The 19,805-nt window shown below is 62.5% G+C and carries 17 protein-coding genes and 1 pseudogene; 8 read left to right on the top strand and 10 right to left on the bottom strand.

Annotated elements, in window-relative coordinates; translation table 11 throughout:
- Nucleotides 1-9: 9 nt before the first annotated feature.
- From VFH65_RS26885 to VFH65_RS26850, 7 genes are all read right to left on the bottom strand, one after another.
- The gene (locus VFH65_RS26885) at nucleotides 10-1,347 is read right to left on the bottom strand and encodes an MCE family protein (protein ID WP_353325817.1); all 1,338 of its coding nucleotides are present in this window, start codon (nucleotides 1,345-1,347) and stop codon (nucleotides 10-12) included.
- Between the two features lie 5 nt (nucleotides 1,348-1,352).
- Nucleotides 1,353-2,210 (bottom strand): ABC transporter permease, encoded by an 858-nt coding sequence (locus VFH65_RS26880; RefSeq protein ID WP_414688519.1) that lies wholly within the window; start codon nucleotides 2,208-2,210, stop codon nucleotides 1,353-1,355.
- A complete protein-coding gene (locus tag VFH65_RS26875) occupies nucleotides 2,207-2,917 on the bottom strand; it encodes an MlaE family ABC transporter permease (protein WP_353325905.1) in 711 nt (236 codons plus the stop codon). The genes VFH65_RS26880 and VFH65_RS26875 overlap by 4 nt, the downstream gene beginning before the upstream one ends.
- Nucleotides 2,918-3,362: 445 nt before the next feature.
- A complete protein-coding gene (locus VFH65_RS26870; protein WP_353325815.1) occupies nucleotides 3,363-4,097 on the bottom strand; it encodes an SDR family NAD(P)-dependent oxidoreductase in 735 nt (244 codons plus the stop codon).
- A 15-nt stretch (nucleotides 4,098-4,112) separates the two neighbouring features.
- Nucleotides 4,113-4,523 (bottom strand): nuclear transport factor 2 family protein, encoded by a 411-nt coding sequence (locus tag VFH65_RS26865; protein WP_353325814.1) that lies wholly within the window; start codon nucleotides 4,521-4,523, stop codon nucleotides 4,113-4,115.
- Nucleotides 4,524-4,842: 319 nt separating this feature from the next.
- The gene (locus tag VFH65_RS26855) at nucleotides 4,843-5,049 is read right to left on the bottom strand and encodes a ferredoxin (RefSeq protein WP_353325812.1); all 207 of its coding nucleotides are present in this window, start codon (nucleotides 5,047-5,049) and stop codon (nucleotides 4,843-4,845) included.
- A 13-nt stretch (nucleotides 5,050-5,062) separates the two neighbouring features.
- Nucleotides 5,063-6,274, bottom strand: a complete 1,212-nt coding sequence (locus tag VFH65_RS26850; RefSeq protein ID WP_353325810.1) for a cytochrome P450 — start codon at nucleotides 6,272-6,274, stop codon at nucleotides 5,063-5,065.
- Nucleotides 6,275-6,765: 491 nt separating this feature from the next.
- On the opposite strand from VFH65_RS26850, the gene VFH65_RS26845 reads away from it, so the two are divergent.
- A complete protein-coding gene (locus VFH65_RS26845) occupies nucleotides 6,766-7,740 on the top strand; it encodes a PDR/VanB family oxidoreductase (protein WP_353325809.1) in 975 nt (324 codons plus the stop codon).
- Nucleotides 7,741-7,818: 78 nt separating this feature from the next.
- Here the strand turns inward: VFH65_RS26845 and VFH65_RS26840 are convergent, their stop codons facing one another.
- From VFH65_RS26840 to VFH65_RS26830, 3 genes are all read right to left on the bottom strand, one after another.
- On the bottom strand, nucleotides 7,819-9,036 hold the full coding sequence (locus VFH65_RS26840) for an acyl-CoA dehydrogenase family protein (protein WP_353325807.1): 1,218 nt from the start codon (nucleotides 9,034-9,036) through the stop codon (nucleotides 7,819-7,821).
- A gap of 41 nt (nucleotides 9,037-9,077) precedes the next feature.
- Nucleotides 9,078-10,355, bottom strand: a complete 1,278-nt coding sequence (gene ribB / locus VFH65_RS26835) for a 3,4-dihydroxy-2-butanone-4-phosphate synthase (RefSeq protein ID WP_353325805.1) — start codon at nucleotides 10,353-10,355, stop codon at nucleotides 9,078-9,080.
- Between the two features lie 424 nt (nucleotides 10,356-10,779).
- A complete protein-coding gene (locus tag VFH65_RS26830) occupies nucleotides 10,780-11,442 on the bottom strand; it encodes a TetR/AcrR family transcriptional regulator (protein WP_353325804.1) in 663 nt (220 codons plus the stop codon).
- Nucleotides 11,443-11,636: 194 nt separating this feature from the next.
- On the opposite strand from VFH65_RS26830, the gene VFH65_RS26825 reads away from it, so the two are divergent.
- The 7 genes and pseudogenes from VFH65_RS26825 to VFH65_RS26795 all read left to right on the top strand — a co-directional run bounded on the left by VFH65_RS26825 (nucleotide 11,637) and on the right by VFH65_RS26795 (nucleotide 18,487).
- Nucleotides 11,637-12,206, top strand: coding sequence for a VOC family protein (locus VFH65_RS26825; protein ID WP_353325802.1), 570 nt, complete (start codon nucleotides 11,637-11,639; stop codon nucleotides 12,204-12,206).
- An 18-nt stretch (nucleotides 12,207-12,224) separates the two neighbouring features.
- Nucleotides 12,225-13,079, top strand: coding sequence for a fumarylacetoacetate hydrolase family protein (locus VFH65_RS26820; protein WP_353325801.1), 855 nt, complete (start codon nucleotides 12,225-12,227; stop codon nucleotides 13,077-13,079).
- On the top strand, nucleotides 13,076-15,055 hold the full coding sequence (locus tag VFH65_RS26815; protein ID WP_353325799.1) for an acetoacetate--CoA ligase: 1,980 nt from the start codon (nucleotides 13,076-13,078) through the stop codon (nucleotides 15,053-15,055). The genes VFH65_RS26820 and VFH65_RS26815 overlap by 4 nt, the downstream gene beginning before the upstream one ends.
- A 24-nt stretch (nucleotides 15,056-15,079) precedes the next feature.
- Nucleotides 15,080-16,843 carry an FAD-dependent monooxygenase gene (locus VFH65_RS26810; RefSeq protein WP_353325797.1) on the top strand — a complete coding sequence of 588 codons (1,764 nt, stop codon included), beginning with the start codon at nucleotides 15,080-15,082 and terminating at the stop codon, nucleotides 16,841-16,843.
- 37 nt (nucleotides 16,844-16,880) lie between these two features.
- Nucleotides 16,881-17,429 (top strand): YybH family protein, encoded by a 549-nt coding sequence (locus VFH65_RS26805; RefSeq protein ID WP_353325795.1) that lies wholly within the window; start codon nucleotides 16,881-16,883, stop codon nucleotides 17,427-17,429.
- Between the two features lie 47 nt (nucleotides 17,430-17,476).
- Nucleotides 17,477-17,812: pseudogene (locus VFH65_RS26800) on the top strand (adenylate cyclase regulatory domain-containing protein); the annotation flags it as partial.
- Between the two features lie 54 nt (nucleotides 17,813-17,866).
- Complete coding sequence (locus tag VFH65_RS26795) at nucleotides 17,867-18,487, top strand: adenylate/guanylate cyclase domain-containing protein (protein ID WP_353325903.1); 621 nt, start codon at nucleotides 17,867-17,869, stop codon at nucleotides 18,485-18,487.
- Nucleotides 18,488-19,805: the final 1,318 nt, after the last annotated feature.

The following is a 19,805-nucleotide window of genomic DNA, read 5'->3' as shown; positions in this document are numbered from 1 at the left end:
CTAGGTGGGTCATGGCGCTGGAGGTGGTGCGCCGGGCGGCGGCGGATACAGCGGAGTACCGTCCGGCCCGTACTCCGGCGCGCCGTAGGGCGGCCCACCGGGGTATGCCGGCGCCGGCCCCGGGGCGGGCCCCCCTGGGTAGCGAATGCTCGGGGCTTCGGGGACTGCGCGAGTAACAGGAAGGTAGTTGGCCCAGCCCGGGAAGCCGATGCCCGGATTGGGTCGGACATCGAGTCCGGTTCCCCACCCGGTGTTCGTAATCAATTGGCGCACAGGGAAGTTCTTGGTCGCATCGGGCAGCGAACCGCATCCCGGCTTACCCCCCGGTCCACCCTTGGCGGCGATGATCGGCAGATTTTCCGGATAGCGGTAAGGATCGTCACCGAACGTAATGCCGGCGTCGAGGATCGATGTTTTGCCGTTGCCACCCACGGCGGTATACGCACCGTTGTCAAGCCACCATTTCGCGCCCATCAGCAAGCAGGTGTATTCGGGGTTGTACTTATAGAGCAGGTCGGTGGTTGGTTGCAGGACGTTGACGGCGCGGATCAGGTTGTCTTTGGCCGGACCCAGCAGATCGATGCCGCTGCGTGCAAGGCCGGTGACGTTGAGCAGCAGGGCGTCCAACTCTGATGCGTGATTGGTGAGAGTGGTACTGGTGGTGCTGGCGGCATCGAGGATCGCCAGAATGTCTTGCGCGGCAGCACTATAGGTGTCATTGAAGTCGGTGAAGGCGCGGATGTCCTGCGCAACGGTATCCATTCGCGGATTAAGTGCCAGCAGAACCTGATTCGCGTCAGTGGTCGCTGCTCCGATGGCCTGTCCCTGGCCCCGCACACCCTCGGCCAGCGCGGCCAACGTCGCGTTGAACTTGGCAGGGTCGATCTTTTTGATCACGCCCACCAGATTCTGGAAGACCGTATTGACCTCGGTGCTTACGTTTCGGGACTCCAGTACCGCCCCGGAGGACAGCCGTGCAGCGCTGGGATGCTCCGGTTCGATCAAGTCGACATATTTGGCGCCGAAGGCGGTGGTAGCTCTGATCTGCGCTCCGACGTTGGCCGGAATGTAGTTGATCTTGTCGGGGTAGATCTCCAGCTTCAAGCTGACGGCATCGGTGCCGTGGCTCACCGTTGCCACCCGGCCTACCTCTACGCCGCGCATCTTTACTTTGCCGCCCGACTCCATGACCAGACCCGCCCGATCGGAAGTCAACGTAACCGGGACGAATTCACGAAAGGTGCCGCTGAACAGCGTAAGGACTGCGGCACACCAGATCACCACCACCGCAAGGAAAATCGCTGTCCACCAAGCCGGGTGTAGGGCACGTTTGCGCTTGTCTGCCATTGTCCTCACCCGGAGAGATTGAAATTGCCGGACTGCCCGTAGACGGCCAGTGCGATGGACACGATCACAAACGCCGACACAACCAACGAGGTGCGTACGGCCCGGCCAACGGCCTCGCCGACACCGGCTGGCCCACCGACCGCGGTGTAGCCGTAGTACGTGTGCACCAGCATGATCGCGATGCCCATCGCGATCACTTCTAGAAACGACCAGATCAGGTCAGAAGAACGCAGGAAGGTGTTGAAGTAGTGGTCGTAGACGCCGGTCGACTGACCGTAGCCGAGGGTCGTACTCGCTCGTGCCGCAAGGAATGACATGATCACTGCAACGCAGTAGAGCGGGATGACGACGATCACACCCGCCATCACTCGGCTGGACACCAGATAAGCGATCGATCTGACGCCCATCACCTCCAGCGCGTCGATCTCCTCGTTGATCCGCATTGCGCCAAGCTGAGCCGTAGCGCCGGCGCCGATGGTTGCTGCCAGACCTATGCCGACCACTGCCGGGGATACCAAGCGCACGTTGACGTATGCCGAGGTGAAGCCGGTCAGTGCTTCGACCCCGATGCCCGCCAGCGAGTTGTAGCCTTGAACTGCGACAGTCGCTCCGGTCGACAGAGTCAAAAAGCCGACGATCACGATGGTTCCGCCGATCACGGCCAGAGCGCCGGCGCCCAGACTCATCTGGGCGATCAACCGCAGAACCTCGACCCGGTAGTACACCAGTGCAGTCCGTATCTCAGCGATCGTCCTGGTGTAGAAAGCCATCTGCAGACCGACTCGGTTCCAGCCCTCCGTCCAACCAAGGACTGTGCGGGTAATGCGCGGAAACCGTTGCCGCGCCACCGCTTTGTAACTCACCTCGTCACCTCTACGCCGACGGTAGTGACGATGACATTGATGACGAACAACGCCATGAACGAGTAGACCACCGTTTCGTTGACCGCATTACCCACGCCAGCAGGCCCGCCACCCACGGAAATGCCCTTGTAACAAGCGATCAGGCCGGCCGCCAATCCGAAGAGCGCTGCTTTGGACAACGAGACCAAAACGTCGGTCAACCCGGTGAGCAACGTTAAGCCAGCCGCAAAGGCGCCGGGTGTGACGTGCTGGACAAAGACGGAGAATAAAAACCCGCCGCCAAGACCGATGACCGAGACCAGCGAATTGAGCAATAGGGCAACCACGGTGGTGGCAAGCACACGCGGGACCACCAGTGATTGAACCGGGTTGATGCCCAACACCCGCAGCGCATCAAGCTCTTCCCGGATCGTGCGCGAGCCCAGATCGGCACACATCGCGGTCGCACCGGCGCCCGATATCACCAGGACCGTGACGATCGGGCCGATCTGGGTGACGGCAGCCTGTGCGGCACCGGATCCTGACAAGTCCGCTGCACCGAACTCCAGTAGCAAGACGTTGAGCATGAACACCGTGAGCACAGTGAAAGGAATGGCAAGCATCAGCGTCGGGATGAGCGAGACGCGTGCCACAAACCAGCTCTGCAGTAGCAACTCCCGCCAGGCGAATGGCGGCTTGAACATCAGCACCATGGTGTCCATCGCCATGGCATAAAAGTCGCCCACGGCGCGGATCGGCTTGATGGCGGCGGCCGCGGAGATCAACGCTCTCCGCCCTGCTGCGTTAGGCCAAGGTTCATGCCCCGCTGAATCCCTTCATGCAGTTCCGCAGACCTCATCCGGACCGACCGGTGTCGGCCCTTGTGTGGGCTAGGCCACACGGTTCGACGAATCTAGCGAATTTTCTACGTTTAAGTCAAGGCTCTGGCTCCGGCCGATCTCGACTGGTTCTACCTCAGTCGCCCGGTTGGAATCGATGCCCACGTTCCCGGGGTGCGGCTGGGTCGCTACCGTGTCGGGAGTGACGTTCCGCCCACTGACGAGCAAGGGAACCCGGCGATCAGCGGTGAGGACTACGCCATCGCGCTCCTCGACGAGATCGACCATCCCCGGCATCACCGGTGCCGCTTCACGGGCGCCTACCGACTGTCCGTCATGCGCAGGCATACCCGCCGTCAACGGTGTACTCCGAACCGGTGCAAAAGCTGGCCGCGTCGGATGCCAGGAATGCGATGACAGCCGCTACCTCCTCTGGACGGCCGAGGCGGGGCTGCGGTAGCGCAGCGGTCATCGCATCGAGGGCTTCGCGCGGGAATCCGGTGAAGATCGGGGTGTCGATCAAACCGGGATGTACCGAGTTCACCCGGATCGAGTACGGCGCGAGATCCAGTGCTGCACTGCGGGTGAGCCCACGGACAGCCCACTTCGAGGCGGAGTAGGCGATGGCGTCCTTGACGCCGACGAGGCCTGCCGACGAGGAGACATTCACGATGGAGCCGCCGCCGGCGCTGCGCATTGTGTCTGCGACCGCCTTCATCCCGAGGAAGACACCAAGCGCGTTCACCTCGAAGGTCTTACGAAAGTCGGTGCTGTCGACGGCCTCCAGGCCGCCTGGCGTGAAGATGCCCGCATTGTTCACCAATACCGAGATCGACCCCGACCCAGCCGCCGCCTGACCAACGGCGTCGGTCCAGGAATCGGCATCGGTGACGTCGAGATAGACACTCGCCGCGCGGTCTCCAAGCGCGTCAGCCGTGGTCTTCGCGGCCCCGGTGTCCAAATCGGCGACATAGACAGTGGCGCCCGCTTGGGTGAGTGCACGCGCCGTGGCCTGACCGATACCGCTGGCTCCTCCGGTGACCAGCGCCACCTTGCCGTTCAGAGTCATTCCAATCCGCCTTTCTCAGAGGTGGCCTTCGAAGGCTTCGAGAACGGGCCTGGGGTCCAGGAATTCCAGATGCTCAAGCAGTGTGCCGTCGCCAAACCGCAGCCGAATGAAGTACCTGTTGCGGTACGGTGCACCCCACACCGTCTTTGCCTGCGATCGGGCGGTCACGAACACAAGGTCCGGATCGTCTGCCGCCGCGTGGACCTCGACATCGAAGAACTCGAATGAATCCCAGGCCTGCCAAAGTGCCGCCACTCGTGCGCGATTCGCCTCTAGGCCACTCGTGGGCGTCTCACCTTCGCCGGGCATCAGCGGGGCGTGCATACTGAACTCCGGGCCGACGAGCCCGTCCCAGTCGGCGAAAGCCCCCGTTGCCAGCACGTCGAGCCAGCGACGTGCGTTCTCGGTAGTGCTCACTGTTTCCATGACTTACCAATGCCTTTCACTAGGGGGTTGGTAACCGCACTAAAGCTGGCCGTATACGGCGATTACGACGGCGCGGTCAAGGGAGTGAGCACCGTGAACGGATAGCCAGCATCAGCATCGGCAAGATCGAGACCGCGCGACAAACCAGTTCTGGAGCAACAACTCCCGCGATGCGAATGGCGGTTTGAACATCAGCAGGAAGGTATCCAGCGACATCGCGAGAAGGTCGCCGATAGCCCGGACCGGTTTGATCGTCGCTTGGATCGCGGTCATTGTCGCCCGCGGTACTCAGTGTGAGGGGCATATTTAGAGTTCCTGCCTACGGTCCGGATGAATCCGTCACCGTGATGGCACGGATCGGACACCGTTTGGCCGCGAGAATGACGTCGGCGTGCACAAATTCGTCCGGAATGTCGTTGATGACCCGCACCTGCTCGTCGTCATCTCCGATCTGGAAGACGGCCGGCGCGAGGCTCACACAGATGGCATGGCCCTCGCAGCGGTCATAGTTGACCTTCACCTTCATGGGCGACGCTCCTTCAGGATCTCGGGGAGAACGTGGCCGGCAACGACGGAATGGCTGCCGTTTCGGTGCCGCCGAACTCGTAGTTCACCGCTGCCGGGCCGACCAGTCGGATATCGGGCAGCCGGCGTAGGAGTTCCTCCATCGCTACCCGCAGCTCCATCCGGGCGGTCGGCGCGCCAGGACAGGAGTGAAGGCCGAATCCGAAGGTGAGATGGCGGTTCTTGCGTCCAAACTTGCGGTCCAGGTGGAACTCCGCGGGATCGTCGTAGACCTTGGGGTCGCGGTTGGCCGCCGCCCAGCAGGCCTGAATGTAGCTGTCCTTGGGAACGACCACTCCGCCAAGCGCGACGTCGCGAGTAGCGCGCTTGTAGAGGCCGTAGAACGGGGTGTGCAGCCGGAGGGTCTCTTCGACGGCACTGGGGATGAGATCGGGATTCTCCTGGATTTGCGCAAGCACATCCGGCCGGGACAGCACCTCGTAAAGCAGGCTCGACATTGCAGCCACGCTCGTGCCGTGCCCGGCGATGAGGAACGAGTTCATGATCTGGCCAATCTCCAGCGGACCCAGCGGCTTACCGTCGAGCTCGGCGTGGGCGAGGTCGGTCAAGAAGTCGTCACGCGGATTCTCCGCCCGCGCCATTACCTCTCCCGCCCCGAACATGGCGAAGTCCATGAACGCCTTCGGACCCTTCTCTGGGTCCTCGAAGTCGGCCACGACCCGCAGCGTCAATTCGCGCACCGTGTGCCGCTTTTCGCGGTCGAAGCCGATGACACGGCATAATGCGAATAGCGGCACTTCTTCTGAGAAATCCTTTACCAGGTCACAAGAACCCTTGTCGGCGAAGCTGTCGATGAGTCGGTTGATGTCCTCGCGTACGCCCTCTTCGACCAGCGCGGGGGTGTCGGCGTTGAAGGCCTGGGAGACGATCTCGCGCCACGCGGTGTGCTCCGGTGGGTCGAACTCGATCGGCGGGAAGGCCGGCCTGTCGACGACCGGAAGCACCACTGTGGGGCTGTAGGAGAACGTCTCCCAGTCACTGTGCAGCTTTTTGACGTCGTCATAGTCGAGGGCCAAGTAAAAGCCGCCCATCTCGTCGCTGTGCGCCACCGGGCAGCCCGCCGCGCGTGCCCGCTCGAACAGCGCAAGCGCCTTGTCAGGCGTCGAGGTATAGCTGCTGTAGCCCGACAACTCGGCCTTGAGTTCTTGGTCGACCTCTTGGGGCATGGACTTACCTTCCTGGTTGGACCTACCGGCCGCCGGATACAAGGATCGGCGATCAGTCGCGGAGCTACGGCCGATTGCCCGAGCGAGATCGGGTCGATTCGTGGCACGTCGGCTGCGATGACCCACACCGGCACTCCGGGAAGCGTGCTCGTTGCACGGCCATCGACGACCTCCCTTCCCGGGCCTCAGTGCGATGGGTCACATACTAGCCACATTATTGACTGAGAATCAATGACTTAAAGTCGAGCCATCCCATTGTCACGTAAGACATGCACCCGAGGTCGCATGGAATGCTGCTGAGCAGCGCATACGGTGCACCTCCACGCGGCGACGCGGGGAGCCTGCCGGGCTCCCCTTTCTTGACATGAAGTCAACGAACCGGTAGATAGGGGACCAGTGCGGCGGTCGAGCCAGGTGGGGATACGCCGTGACATCTGAACCGTTGATCGGTTCCCTCGCATCGTGACGGCCGTCAAATTGCGGAGACCAACATGACACAACTCCTCCATCGCGAGGTCGAGAGCGCCACCGAGACGATCAAGCTGACGGTTCGCACGGTCGAGCGGATCGCCGAGGACTGCATCTCCCTGGTGTTCGAGAAGGCCGGCGGCGGCGAACTGCCGGCGTGGGCGCCGGGTGCCCATATCGACCTAATCCTCGCCGACGACCTCATCCGCCAGTACTCGCTGTGCGGTGACCCGTCCGACACGTTCTCCTGGCGCGTCGGAATTCTTCGGGAGCTGGAAAGCCGGGGCGGCTCTAGCTACCTACACGACCATGTCGGCGCCGGCTCGACGCTGACGGCACAGGGCCCGCGGAATCACTTCGCCCTCGAGCCGAGCGAACGCTACCTCTTCGTCGCCGGCGGCATCGGGATCACACCCATTCTGCCCATGATCAAAGCGGTCGAGGCTGCAGGAGGCCGGTGGCGTCTGCTCTATGGAGGGCGGCGGCGGACGTCGATGGCCTTCGTCGATGAGGTCGAAAGGTACGGGGATCGGGTCAGCGTCCGACCGCAGGACGAGTACGGCCTGCTCGATCTGGCCGGCTTTCTCGGCGACGCTCGTGATGGTACAGCCGTATATTGTTGCGGCCCTGAGCCGTTGATCGCCGCGGCCGAGGAAACCTGTGCGGCTGTTTCACTTCCCCTGCACGTTGAACGATTCGCACCAAAGCCGATTGTCGACGTCGCACCGAAAGACGAGTTCGAGCTCGTCTGCGCGGAGTCGGGATTCACGCTGACGATTCCAGCGGACTCGACGATCCTCGCAGAGGCACGCAAAGCCGGCATCGAGGTCCTGAGCTCCTGCTCCGAGGGCACCTGCGGAACCTGTGAAACCGATGTTCTCGAGGGTGTGCCAGATCATCGTGATTCCGTGCTGACTCCAGAGGAGCGCAGGGCTGGCGAGTCGATGATGATCTGCGTGTCCCGCTGTGTCGGCAAACGCCTCGTCCTCGATCTCTGAGCCCGAAACGGCCTGTGCAGGAACGACATAGACGTCGGCCCTGCACGAGAGCACGGCGTGGGCAAGTATTCGACCCGATCAGATCATGTCCGGCTCCACCACTCCGGGCTCGATGCCCAGGACGCGGCGTCCAACCTGCTCGTAGCTGATCTGTGAATTGAAGAGGACGTGCCGCGCAGAGGCGCTGAAGTCACGCCAGTAGCGTTGCGCCGGAGCGGTTGTGGTGAACCCCGACGAGCCGCCCAAGTCCATCAACCGCTCGATCGCGGTCCGGAGCAATTGGATCACCAGGGCACCCTCTCCGCGGGCCTCGGTGCGCTCCTCCAACGACTGCACTCTGCCGTCGCACGCCGCGGCGTCGATACGCGCGCACGAGTTCTCCACCATCCGCCGAGCCGATTGAATTTGCGTCGCAGCCTCACCGAGCAGGGCGTGATACGCCGCCGAATCGCTCTTGTGAGCGTAGGTGCTGTAGATGATCGGGCCCCCGCTCTTGGCGATGACGGCCTCCAGCAGTCCCTCGGCGCAACCGAGGAGAACGCCGAGGGCTTTGGCGCGCAAGATCGGATAGTTGACCCAGAAGTCACTGGCCTCGCGCAGTGCGTCATCGACGGTGGCAGCCGGCGAGACCGCAATATCGGAAAAGGGAGCGAGATTCTGCGGCTCTACCTTGACGTTGTTGGCCACTACGGTGTCCGAGCCAGTACCCTTCATCCCGGCGACTTGCCAGGTGTAATCCAAGTCGACTGCGGACATAGGCAGTGCCACCAGGACGGGTTCTTGCTCGGGCGAAAGCGCGGGAATCATCGTCCAGGCTGCGTGATGCGAACCTGTTGCGTAACTCCAGCGCCCGGTGAGTCGGTATCCGTCACCGTCGGCGACTAACTGCCCCATCCCGTTCTGGGGTGAGCAGATTCGCGGAATTCCGCTAGTGAAGATCTGCGCCTGCATGTCGGCGGGCAGCTTCGAGGCAAGCCACAGGCATGAGTTGTAGATGGTGTACACCCAAGCCGTCGACGGGCATCCTTTGGCCAGTTCCGCTGCAACCCTGGCCATTGATCGGCTCGATTGCGCGAGACCGCCGATGCGGCGTGGGCCGGCCATCGAAAAAATACCCAGCTCAGTGAGCTTGGCGACGACCTCCTCGCTGAGTTCGCCTCTGTCCTCGTGCTCGTCGGCTTTGCTTTCCAGTAGCGGACGCAGGGATTTCGCTGTGGCAACGAGATTGCCGGCCAACTCGTCCTGAAAACTGAACACAGTCTCCGTTGACGGGCGGATGTCTTGGTCAATGGACATTGATACAACTACCTTTCTGGGTAAGGAAACCTTCTGTCGGCTCATCGGGCAGCCGCGTACAGCAGCGGCCAGGATGGCGTTGATTCATCTGAGTTCGCGTCGAGATGGCCGGCACCTGGGGCGAAGTGCCCCATGAGGCGCCGTTTCGTCTCGAGGTAGCGAACGTTGCTCGAGACGGCCCCGACATGCAGCGGAATGCATTGCGACACAACAATGCCGTTGTCTTCAAGTCCCGCAATCTTCGCCGGGTTGTTTGTCAGCAGCCGCACTGAGCGCGCATTCAGGTCGTTCAATACGGCTGCCGCGCCGCCATATTCACGACCATCGGCGGGTTCGTCGAGCGCGAGGTTGGCTTGCACGGTGTCCAGGCCGCCATCCTGAAGTCGATATGCCGCGAGCTTCTTGAGCAGGCCTATGCCGCGGCCCTCATGCCCACGTAGATAAACCAGCACGCCGCCATCGCCTGCAAGCCGCCGCAAAGCAGCGTCGAGCTGCGGTCCGCACTCGCAGCGTTGCGAGCCAAACGATTCACCCGTCAGGCACTCGGAGTGCACTCGCACCAGCACTCCGTCGCCCAGTTCGCCGGAGATCAGTGCGACGATCTCCGCACCGGTCAGCCGGTCGCGGTAACCCACGGCGCGGAACGTGCCGAACCGTGTGGGCATCGTCGTCTCGACGACGCGGGTGACCCTGGGAGGTGTGGCCTCCGTCGAACCAGAATGCAATTCGCGATAGCGGATGAGTTCGGCGACAGTCAGGATGGCCAGGTCGTATCGGGCACCAAGGCTTTCGATCCCCGGCATCCGCAACATCGAGCCGTCGTCGGCGACGAGCTCAGCAATCACGCCAACCGGCGGCAGGCCCGCAAGCTCGCAGAGATCGACCGCGGCCTCAGTGTGGCCCGGACGCTCAAGAACTCCCCCGGGCCGGGCACGCAGGGGCAAGATGTGCCCGGGACGGATCAGATCGCGCGCGACGGCCGAGGGATCCGCCAGCACTCGCAGAGTGGTGGCACGGTCGGCGGCACTGATGCCAGTGCTGACTCCGTGCGCAGCGTCGACTGTCACGGTGTAGGCCGTCTGCTTCGGATCCTGGTTGTCCAACACCATTGCCGGCAGGGCGAGCCGGTCGGCGCGCGCACCTGTCATCGGGGCGCACAAGAGCCCGGACGTGCGCCGGACCGTCCAGGCGATCCATTCGGTCGTGACGTGGTGGGCGGCGAGGATGACGTCGCCCTCGTTTTCCCGGTGGGCGTCGTCGGCGACCAGAACCGGCCGCCCGGCCTGCAATGAGGCGATCGCCGCCTCCACGCGGCTCACGAGGTCACCAATCTGCGAAACCCGCTGGGGTGGAAAACGATCGGATCTATCGCAGCGTCGGGATCATCCGAGCAATGCAGTTCGTCGATGCGCCCGGTACCCGTGTCGACACAAATCGCTACGACGGCGGAAGGGACGTGTGCAAAAGCACGCCGAAGGACGGCGCTGTCGGTAGCGAGCGCTCCCATTGCTGCCTCCCCTGTAGGGACATCTAGGCGAACCCAGGCCGTGGCTGCACTGAATGCGTACCCCGACATAGCAGTGAGCAGGTGGCCCATGTCACATCGTAGTTTGCTTTGACTTATTGTCAATGACTTGAAGTCGATGAATTGCGGCCCGCGACTCGCAGACGTGCCGCGTGGGGACTGAAGATTCGCTGCGTCGTGGCCGAGCAGCCAATCGACGTTCGGCAGTTGGCCGCGCGTCAGTCGGTCTGGTCGACTCCCTGGTGCAACTGGTCGATCGCGCGCTCGACCGCGCCTTCGATCGACGGATCTAGCTTGGCGGCACCGCGTAATGCCGCGATGGTCTGTGCGAAAAGGACATCTGTCAGCGCCGTGACGTCGAAGGGTTGACCATTCTGGTGCCAGAACGCGGCTACTGCATCGGAGACCGCCGTTGCCGAACGGAGCATCATTCGAAGCGCCAGGTTTTGCGGATCCAGCCCGAGAGCTGCGCAGCCACGGTCGATCTCGCGCCACCGGTGTTCCTCGAAGAGCTCCCATGCTTCCGGATCCGCGCCCCGGCCGCCCAGCACCAGCCGGGTGGCCAAGCCACGATGCTTCGCCAAATATGCGAACTGGGCGTAATACCTCTGCCGCATTTGGACACCCGGCGGCAAGTCGGGGTCGACCTGGTGCGCGGCTTCGAATTCTGTGGCGGCTTCCTCCATCGCTGCGAGATAAAGGCCGCGCTTGTTCTTGAAGTAGTGGAAGAGCAGTCCATGGGCGACACCCGCCGACGCGGCGATGTCGCCAACAGCGACCTCGTCAAAATGCTGGGCCGAGAATGCTTCGACTGCCACCGCAAGGATCCGCCGACGGGTCTCCTCCGCCTGGGCTTTCCGAGGCGGCAGTTCCGTCTTCATGTCCACTCGCGGCCTCTCTGGCTCCAGTGCATTGCCTGGACTTCAACACGATTATGGTCCATCAATCGCCAGAATTCTCGACTTGGGGTCATTGACTACAAATCAATGCAGTTCTACTGTGAGCCTACACACGCCCGGCAGCCTGCGGCTTCCGGTGGTGTATCCGGCAAAGGCCCGCGACAGTGGAGAAGACCATGAAGGCTCGCCCGCACCTCGCACATTTTGTGCTTCAGACCAAGCAACTGCCGGTGATGCGCGAGTGGTACATGAAAGTGCTTGGAGCACATGCTGTCTACGAGAACCCGGTGATGTGCTTCCTGACTTTCGACGAGGAGCATCACCGGTTGGCACTGTTCGGTCCACCGGGCGACTTGCTGACCGAACGCACACCAATGACCGTCGGCTTGGCGCATTCGGCGTTCACGTACGCGACGCTGGGCGACCTCATCGACAAATACCTAGAACTCAAGTCTGACGGCATAGAACCGCGAATCCCGGTCCAGCACGGTGTCACGACTTCTCTTTACTACCGCGACCCCGACGGAAACATGGTCGAGCTGCAGATCGACAATTTCGCCACACCGGATGACGCCACCGCGTACATGCAAGGGCCGGAGTACGCCGCCGACCCCATCGGTCCCAGCTTCGATGCGGCCGAACTGGCGGCGGCGTTCAGGTCGGGCACGCCGGAGTCCGAACTCAAGACCCGGGCGTGGGCGGCGACGAGTCCGCAGGTCAACCCGTTCGAGCTGCTGTACACCTGAGTCCTGAGAGTTCACGAAATGCGACTGCTTAATCTCGGTGGCCGGCTCGCCCTCGAAAGAGACGGGCGGGCAGTCGATGTCGAACGCGCAAGTAAGGGCGTGTTCTCTTCCAGCTTTCAGGCCGCCCTCGACCAATGGGACGATTTCCGGCGCTGGGCCGGCGGCTTGGGCCACGTTGACGGCGTGGCCTTCGAGCCGACGGACCTCGCCGCACCGGTGGGAAACCCACGACAGATCTTCGCGATCGGCCTGAACTATCGCGGGCACGCCGGGGAGACAAATCTCGAACTCCCGGACACACCAATGGTGTTCACCAAGTTTGCATCCTCGATCACCGGACCCTACGGCGACATCGTGATGCCGCCAGGTGCGGTGGACTGGGAGGCGGAATTGGTGGCGGTCATCGGTCGGCGTGCCGAAAACGTGTCTGAGGCAGACGGCTGGGACTACGTCGCCGGACTGACAGTGGGCCAGGACCTGTCCGAGCGCAACCTGCAGGTCAAGCCCCCTGCCCCGCAACAGTTCAGTCTTGCCAAGTCCTACCCGGGCTTCGCACCTATGGGCCCTGCACTGGTGACCCCCGACGAGTTCGCCGATCCCGACAATCTCGAGATCGGCTGCTCAATAGGCGACGAGCAGGTGCAGGATGCGCGTACGGGAGACCTGATCTTCCCGGTGCCGACACTGGTTTCGTATCTGTCTGGCATCCTGCCGCTCCTGCCCGGCGATCTCATCTTCACAGGCACCCCGGCGGGGGTCGGCTTCGCACGCACGCCCCAGCGCTACCTCCAGGGCGGAGAAGAGCTGACCACGTTCATCGAGGGCATCGGAACCATGCAGCATCGCATGGTTGCCGGAGAGGTACAGCAGTGACCACCGGTACGTCGCTGGTCAATGACGGCGAGGTGTTGTGGACGCCGTCGGCGCAGACACTCTCGACCTGCCGGATGTCCCGGTACATGAGTTGGCTTGGTCGACGCGGCTTTAATTTCGCTGGGTACCAGGAACTTTGGCGGTGGTCAACGCAAGATCTGTCTGCATTCTGGAGCTCGATCTGGGACTACTTCGAGGTTCTCGCCGACGGTGACCCCGCACGGGTCGTGGCCGACGAGTCGATGCCGGGGGCGCAATGGTTCCCGGATGTGCGCCTCAACTACGCCGAAAACATGTTGCGGGGAAGCGACGACCAGACCGTGGTCACCGCCCTGTCTCAGACTCGCGAAACGGTGGTGCTGACCCGCGGGCAGCTCAAAGACCAGGTGGCACGGGCCGCCGCCGGGCTGCGTCGCCTCGGCGTCGGACCCGGCGACCGAGTTGTCGCCTACCTGCCCAACATCCCCGAGGCGCTGATCGCGATGCTCGCCACCACCAGCATCGGCGCGATCTGGGCTGTCTGCGCACCGGAACTGGGCGTCCGCAGTGTCCTTGACCGCATTCAGCAACTGGAACCCAAGGTTCTCATCGCGATCGACGGCTATCGCTATGGAAGCAAGATCGTCGACCGCACCGAGGAACTCGCGGCCATCCGGGCTGGATTGCCGACCCTCGCGGCGACAGTAGCGGTCCCCTACCTCGCAGAATCGGTCTCCGCTGGAATCAGCTGGGACGAGCTGCTCGACGAAACGGCGGCTCAGCAGTACGAGCGAGTGCCGTTCGATCAGCCGCTCTGGGTGCTGTTCTCATCTGGGACCACAGGTCTGCCAAAGGCGATCGTGCACTCACATGGCGGCATTGGGCTGGAGTTACAGAAGGCACTGGGCTTGCACTCGGATCTAGGCCCGGAGGACACGTACTTCGTGTACTGCACCACCACCTGGGTCATGTGGAACATCCAGGTATCCGCGCTGCTGTTGGGTTCGGCGATCGTCTTGTTCGACGGCGACCCCGTACATCCGCAAGCCGATGAGTTGTGGCGGATCGTTGAGAAGGCTGGCGTGACGGTATTCGGTGCCGGCGCCGCCTTCCTGATGGGATGCCGCAAGGCAGGCCTGCACCCGAAGGACACCTTCGATCTGACACGTTTGCGCGGCATGGTCTCAACGGGTTCGCCACTGCCCGCAGAGGGATTTCGGTGGGTGTACGACGCCGTAGGCCGGGACATCTATCTGCAGTCCACCAGCGGCGGCACGGACGTGTGCACCTCGTTCGTCGGCGGAACTCCGTTGCTTCCGGTACGCGCCGGCGAGATCACCGCCCCCGCACTCGGAGTGCTTGCCAGGGCGCTTGACGCCGAGGGTAACCCGATCGTCGACCAGGTCGGAGAACTCGTGATCTCGGCGCCGATGCCATCCATGCCCGTGCAGTTCTGGAACGACCCCGACGGAGTCAAATACCGCGCTGCGTACTTCGAGCAGTACCCGGGTCAATGGCGGCACGGCGACTGGGTCACCTTCAATACCCGCGGCGGCTGCACGATCAGCGGTCGCTCCGACGGCACCCTCAATCGCGGCGGAATCCGATTGGGTACCAGCGAGTTCTACTCCGCACTGCAGGACATCGCCGAGATCCAGGACAGCCTCGTCGTCCACCTCGACGACCCGTCGGGAGGAACCGGTGCGCTGATCCTGTTCGTCCAACTGCAGCCGGAATCGAACCTCGATGACGCGCTGCGGTTGCGCATCGTCAACAAGCTCCGCCAACGACTTTCGCCACGGCACACTCCCGATGAGATCATCGCGATTCCCGAAGTGCCCTACAACTTCACGGGTAAGAAGCTCGAGGTGCCGGTGAAGCGGCTGCTACTCGGTGCACCACGAAACACTGTCGTCTCCGACGGCGCCGTCCGAAATCCCGCTGCACTGGACGTCTTCGAACAGATCTCCGTGCGCCTAGCCCCATCGCCTTCCTGACACAGTCCAACGAGGAGAACACACATGACAGACATCCGGGTTCCGGTGCTCATCATCGGTGGCGGCGCGTCGGGCATGATGACCTCGATCATGCTGTCCACGTTCGGAATCGACCATCTGCTGGTCGAGCGCCACGAGGGCACATCGATACTGCCGAAGGCGCACTACCTCAACCAGCGGGCGATGGAACTATTCCGCCAGTTCGGGATCGCCGATGACGTCTACGCGGTCGGGACGCCAATGGCGAACATGTCCTCGGTGGTGTGGCAGACCACGCTGGCCGGCGACGGTCCGCTGCAGGCTAAGACATTCCACAAGATGGACTGCTTCGGCGGGGGCGCCCTCGCCGAGTGCTACGAACGCGACAGCCCCTGCCCATCGACGAACTATCCGCAATTGCGACTCGAGCCCATCATGCGCCGACATGCCGAAGAACGCGGCGCGGGCAAGGTTCTGTTCAACCACGAACTAGCCGAGATGTCCCAGACCGACGATGCGGTGAACGCGACCATCGTCGACCGGGCGACCGGGAAGAGCTTCACCGTCACAGCCGATTACCTCGTCGGCGCCGACGGCGGGAAAACCATCGGCCAGATGATCGGCGCGACAATGGTCGGCGCCACCGATCTTCTCGACATCGTCAGCGCCCACATCTCCGCCGACTTCTCCGAATGGTGGGACGACGACGTCCTCATCGCTCACTTCCTCAATCCCGAGGCAGGTTCCTATCCTTCGGGCGGGAACATGGTTCCGATGGGCCCGACGTGGGGCAAGCACTCCGAGGAATGGGCGTTCCACTTCGCGTTCCTGCCGACCGACGATTCCGATCTCGATGAAGCGGCAATTCTTTCCAAGATCCGGGAGTTGCTCGCTGTCGGCGATGTCCCGATCGACATCATCAGGATCAGCCACTGGTCAATACAGGGCACGGTTGCCGACAAGTATTCTGACGGAAGGGTTTTCCTTGTCGGGGATTCCGTGCACCGCCACCCGCCGACGACCGGGCTGGGATTGAATACCTGTCTGCAGGACGCGCACAATCTTGCCTGGAAGCTCGCCGCCGTCCTCAAGGGGCAGGCCGATCCAAGCTTGCTGGACACCTACGGCGTCGAACGACAGCCGGTCGGTATGCGAATCGTGGACTGGGCGTTGTTCACAATGCAGAACCACTTCGTCGTCGACGCAGGCATGGGCATGCTGCCGATTCCAGTCCCGCCGGCGATGCATCGTGCCGTCTTCGAGGTGTTCTTCTCCGATACTCCGATGGGCGCCGCCCGCCGCGCCCGATTCGAGGAAGTCGTCAAGTCGCAGCGCACCGAATTCCAGGCGCACGACCTGGAACTCGGCTACTCCTACCCGACCGGAGCGCTGGTGCCGGACGGATCATCACCACCGCCGACCGACCCGATGGGATCGATCTACTACCCGACCACACGGCCCGGCCACCGGCTGCCGCACGCCTGGGTCGAGTCTGACCGAGCCCGAATCTCCACGCATGACCTGACCAGCAACGACGGCAGATTTGTTCTCATCACCGGCCCGGAGGGCCAATCCTGGGCCGCCGCCGCAGCCAACGCCGCCGAGAAATTCGGCATCGAGATCGCCGTCGCGGCAATCGGCGAGGACTACCGCGACATCGACGGCCAGTGGACAAAAGTCCGCGAAATCGCGGACGACGGAGCGATTCTCGTTCGCCCCGACAACTACGTGGCCTGGCGCAGCATGTCATCGGGCGTTGATGCCACCGATACCCTCGCCAACGCCGTTGGCACAGTACTGCAGCTCTGAAGTCCAATCACCATCCCACACTAGGAGGAAAACACTCATGAGCTCGACAAAAGGTAAGCCCGACTTCGCCGAACCCGTTGCGCTTTTCGGCAGCGACGCCGAAGCGGTGAGCGAGATCGCCGCCATGGAGAAGGCCGTTGAAGCGAACTACAACAACGAGTTCCTCAACGACCCCGACGCCCCGCTGGAGTATTACATCGAGCATCCAGACGTGAGCTTCATCGACATCCTGGCGCCGGGTCACTACTACGGTGCCGACGTGCGGAACTGGTTCAACTACATCGGGCCACAGTTCGTCGGTGAACTTGGGCTGATCAACATGCGGATCTTCGCCAAGGAAGACGTCGGCTTCGTCTACATGCACCAAACCTACGAAGGCACCCTCGACGACGGAAAGCACTTCTTCTGGAAAATGCGCCAGACCGACGTCGTGCAGAAGATCGAAGGCAAGTGGAAGATCCTGCACACTCATCTGTCGTTCGCGGCGACTCCGGAAGCCAAGCACCCGGACTCCTGGGTGGTCGATTTCGAGATGCCGCCGAGGCCCCTGCCGTGGAAGGTGAGCGAGGTGCTAGCGGGTGGGTGATGTCCGGCACGGAATCATAACCGGCGCCAGGCGTAAGACCCGACGAGATGGAGCCATTGGAGGACAACGATAGCCGCAGCGAGTACATCGATGGACTGATCGAGCAGGTTCTGGGAGCTCCTCGCCAATTCACCAGCCGCGAGATCGCCGAAGCGGCAGGAGTACCGATGTTTCGGGCGCGAAAATTCTGGCGAGCGCTCGGATTCGCCAACGTCCCTGACGATGAACCTGAGTTCACCAGAACTGATGGTGATGCACTAATTGTGTTGCTGGGCCTTATTTCCGACGGTCTCCTTGACGAGACCCAGGTGCTCCAGCTCACCAGACTGTTCGGGCGAACTTCTGCCCGAATGGCTCGATCATATTCGGAAACCTTGCTTGAGCCGCTCACTCAATCAGTCGGGCGACAACTCAGTGAAGCTGGCGATGCCGCGCAAGTGGCTGGACGTTCGCTGTCCGACCTAGAAGCATTGCTGACCTACAGCTGGCGGCGGCAGGTCGCAGCGGAGCTCCATCGGCTGCGACCCGGGTCGGAGAGGACAACGACTACGATCGGGTTCGCCGATCTCGTTGACTTCACCCGGCTAAGCAGGCAGTTGTCGGACGGCGAACTCACCGCCCTTGTGAGTCGATTCGAGGAGCGCTCGGGCAATGTGATCACCGCCCATGGTGGACGCCTGATCAAATCATTGGGCGACGAAGTCCTGTTCGTCGCCGACGCACCTCGCGCCGCCGCCGACATCGCGCTGCACTTCGTCGAGAACGTCCGTCGACGGAATATCCCCGGCATCCGCGTCGGCCTAGAATACGGCCCCGTCATCACCCATGGTGGCGACATTTACGGCGACACGGTGAACCTGGCAAGTCGCCTTACCCAGGTCGCTCAGCCCAACCACATCTTGGTCGGCCCACAACTCGCCGCTGTATTGGCCGTACTACCCGAGTTCGATGTCGAATCCGTTGGGATGACTGAAGTTCGGGGTTTCGGACTGATCGAGCCAGCAGCGTTGAGACGCCCGGGGACCCGCAGAACAAAGGGCACCCCGGCGCAGATCTGACCCATCGCGCTCGCAATCCGGCGGTATGCCGCCGTCAGGCAGTATCATGACGGATGTTGCCCAACAGACTATTTCACGTTCTGCGCGGTAGTCGAACGTGCTGATTCTAGTTCGCCTGACGCGCGAAACACCTTGTGCAGCCTGGCTGCCGGTTCGAAGCACTCGCTGAGAACGTGCCGCCTCAATTTACGGCCGCGCAGGTTACCCCCGCCGCTGTTGCGCATGCAGCCTCAGGTACGTCGCCGGGCTCCGTCTGGCGATCAGCCGTTGTGGCGGTTTGGCGGCGACCACCGCACTTTCATTGCGCGACGATACCTGAACCTGCTCGACAAGGCGTCGAAGCGCCGGCTCGCGGTCACTTCCGACATAACCCCTCAGCCAATCGTGCAGCCGATCAGCGACGTCAGCGGGCAACTCTGCCCTGCTCGCGGCATGCCAGCGAAGCAGATCCAGAATGGCGCTTTCTTGCTCGCCCGCACCGATTTTCGCACACAGCCACGAATAAGCGGTCGGGTCGAGAAAACGTCTCGCCGAATTCGCCAAAGCCCAGGCCAAGAGACTTTCGTCCGCCCGATTCACACCTGAGCCTCCCTTCGTTGCGATCGCCGTGCGGACGATCATGGGGCTGCTTTGAAGACCTGAAGTAGGTCATCGATCACGTGATCGATGACAATCTGATGTGCTGAGCGTTCAGCGCCCCTGCTGAAGCTCAGCCCCAACAAACATCACAGCAAGCACCACCGCCAAGGCGTCGGCACCATACCATAGTGTAAACTATTCGACACATCTGTCACAAGACACTTTTGTCCCAGCAACAAGCCGACGTGTGGTGCCGCGATATCCATCGGCAGTCACCAGCTTCGAGGACGGTCGGCTGAGTGAAGGCGGCGCGGCCCCACTTCGCCGGTCATGCCCCGCTGCGGCGAGCACGTTGTCACACAAGAGGATTCGCACCGTCGAGTAGCCGTCGACATCGACCCGGACGGTCTCTGACCCATCCGGCGACGGTGCAGCCCGGTGTCAGCGGTTCATGGTGCCCATGTCCATCGGCAGCTGCGAGCCGGTGGTGTAGCGACCGACATCCGAGACGATCGGAACCTACAGCCGACGACGCACCGATAATGTCGCCCTACGTCGCCCGGTAAGTTGGTTATTCGCCAGGCGCACCGCCGAGCACCCCTAGTGCGGAGCCTTCAGCGCAGCCGTTGGTCGATGTACCCGGTATCGGTACGTCCCGCGGACCTTCGGCGTCTCAACGCATGTTCGAGATGACCTCATCGTCGTACGCAGCCATGGAATCGCAGCATTCCGTGACACC

The sequence above is a fragment of the Mycobacterium sp. genome (assembly GCF_035697385.1).
In the GTDB taxonomy this organism is placed as follows: Bacteria; Actinomycetota; Actinomycetes; order Mycobacteriales; family Mycobacteriaceae; genus Mycobacterium.
The sequence above is the reverse complement of the archived record's forward strand: the minus strand, read 5'-3'. Positions and strand labels throughout refer to the sequence as shown.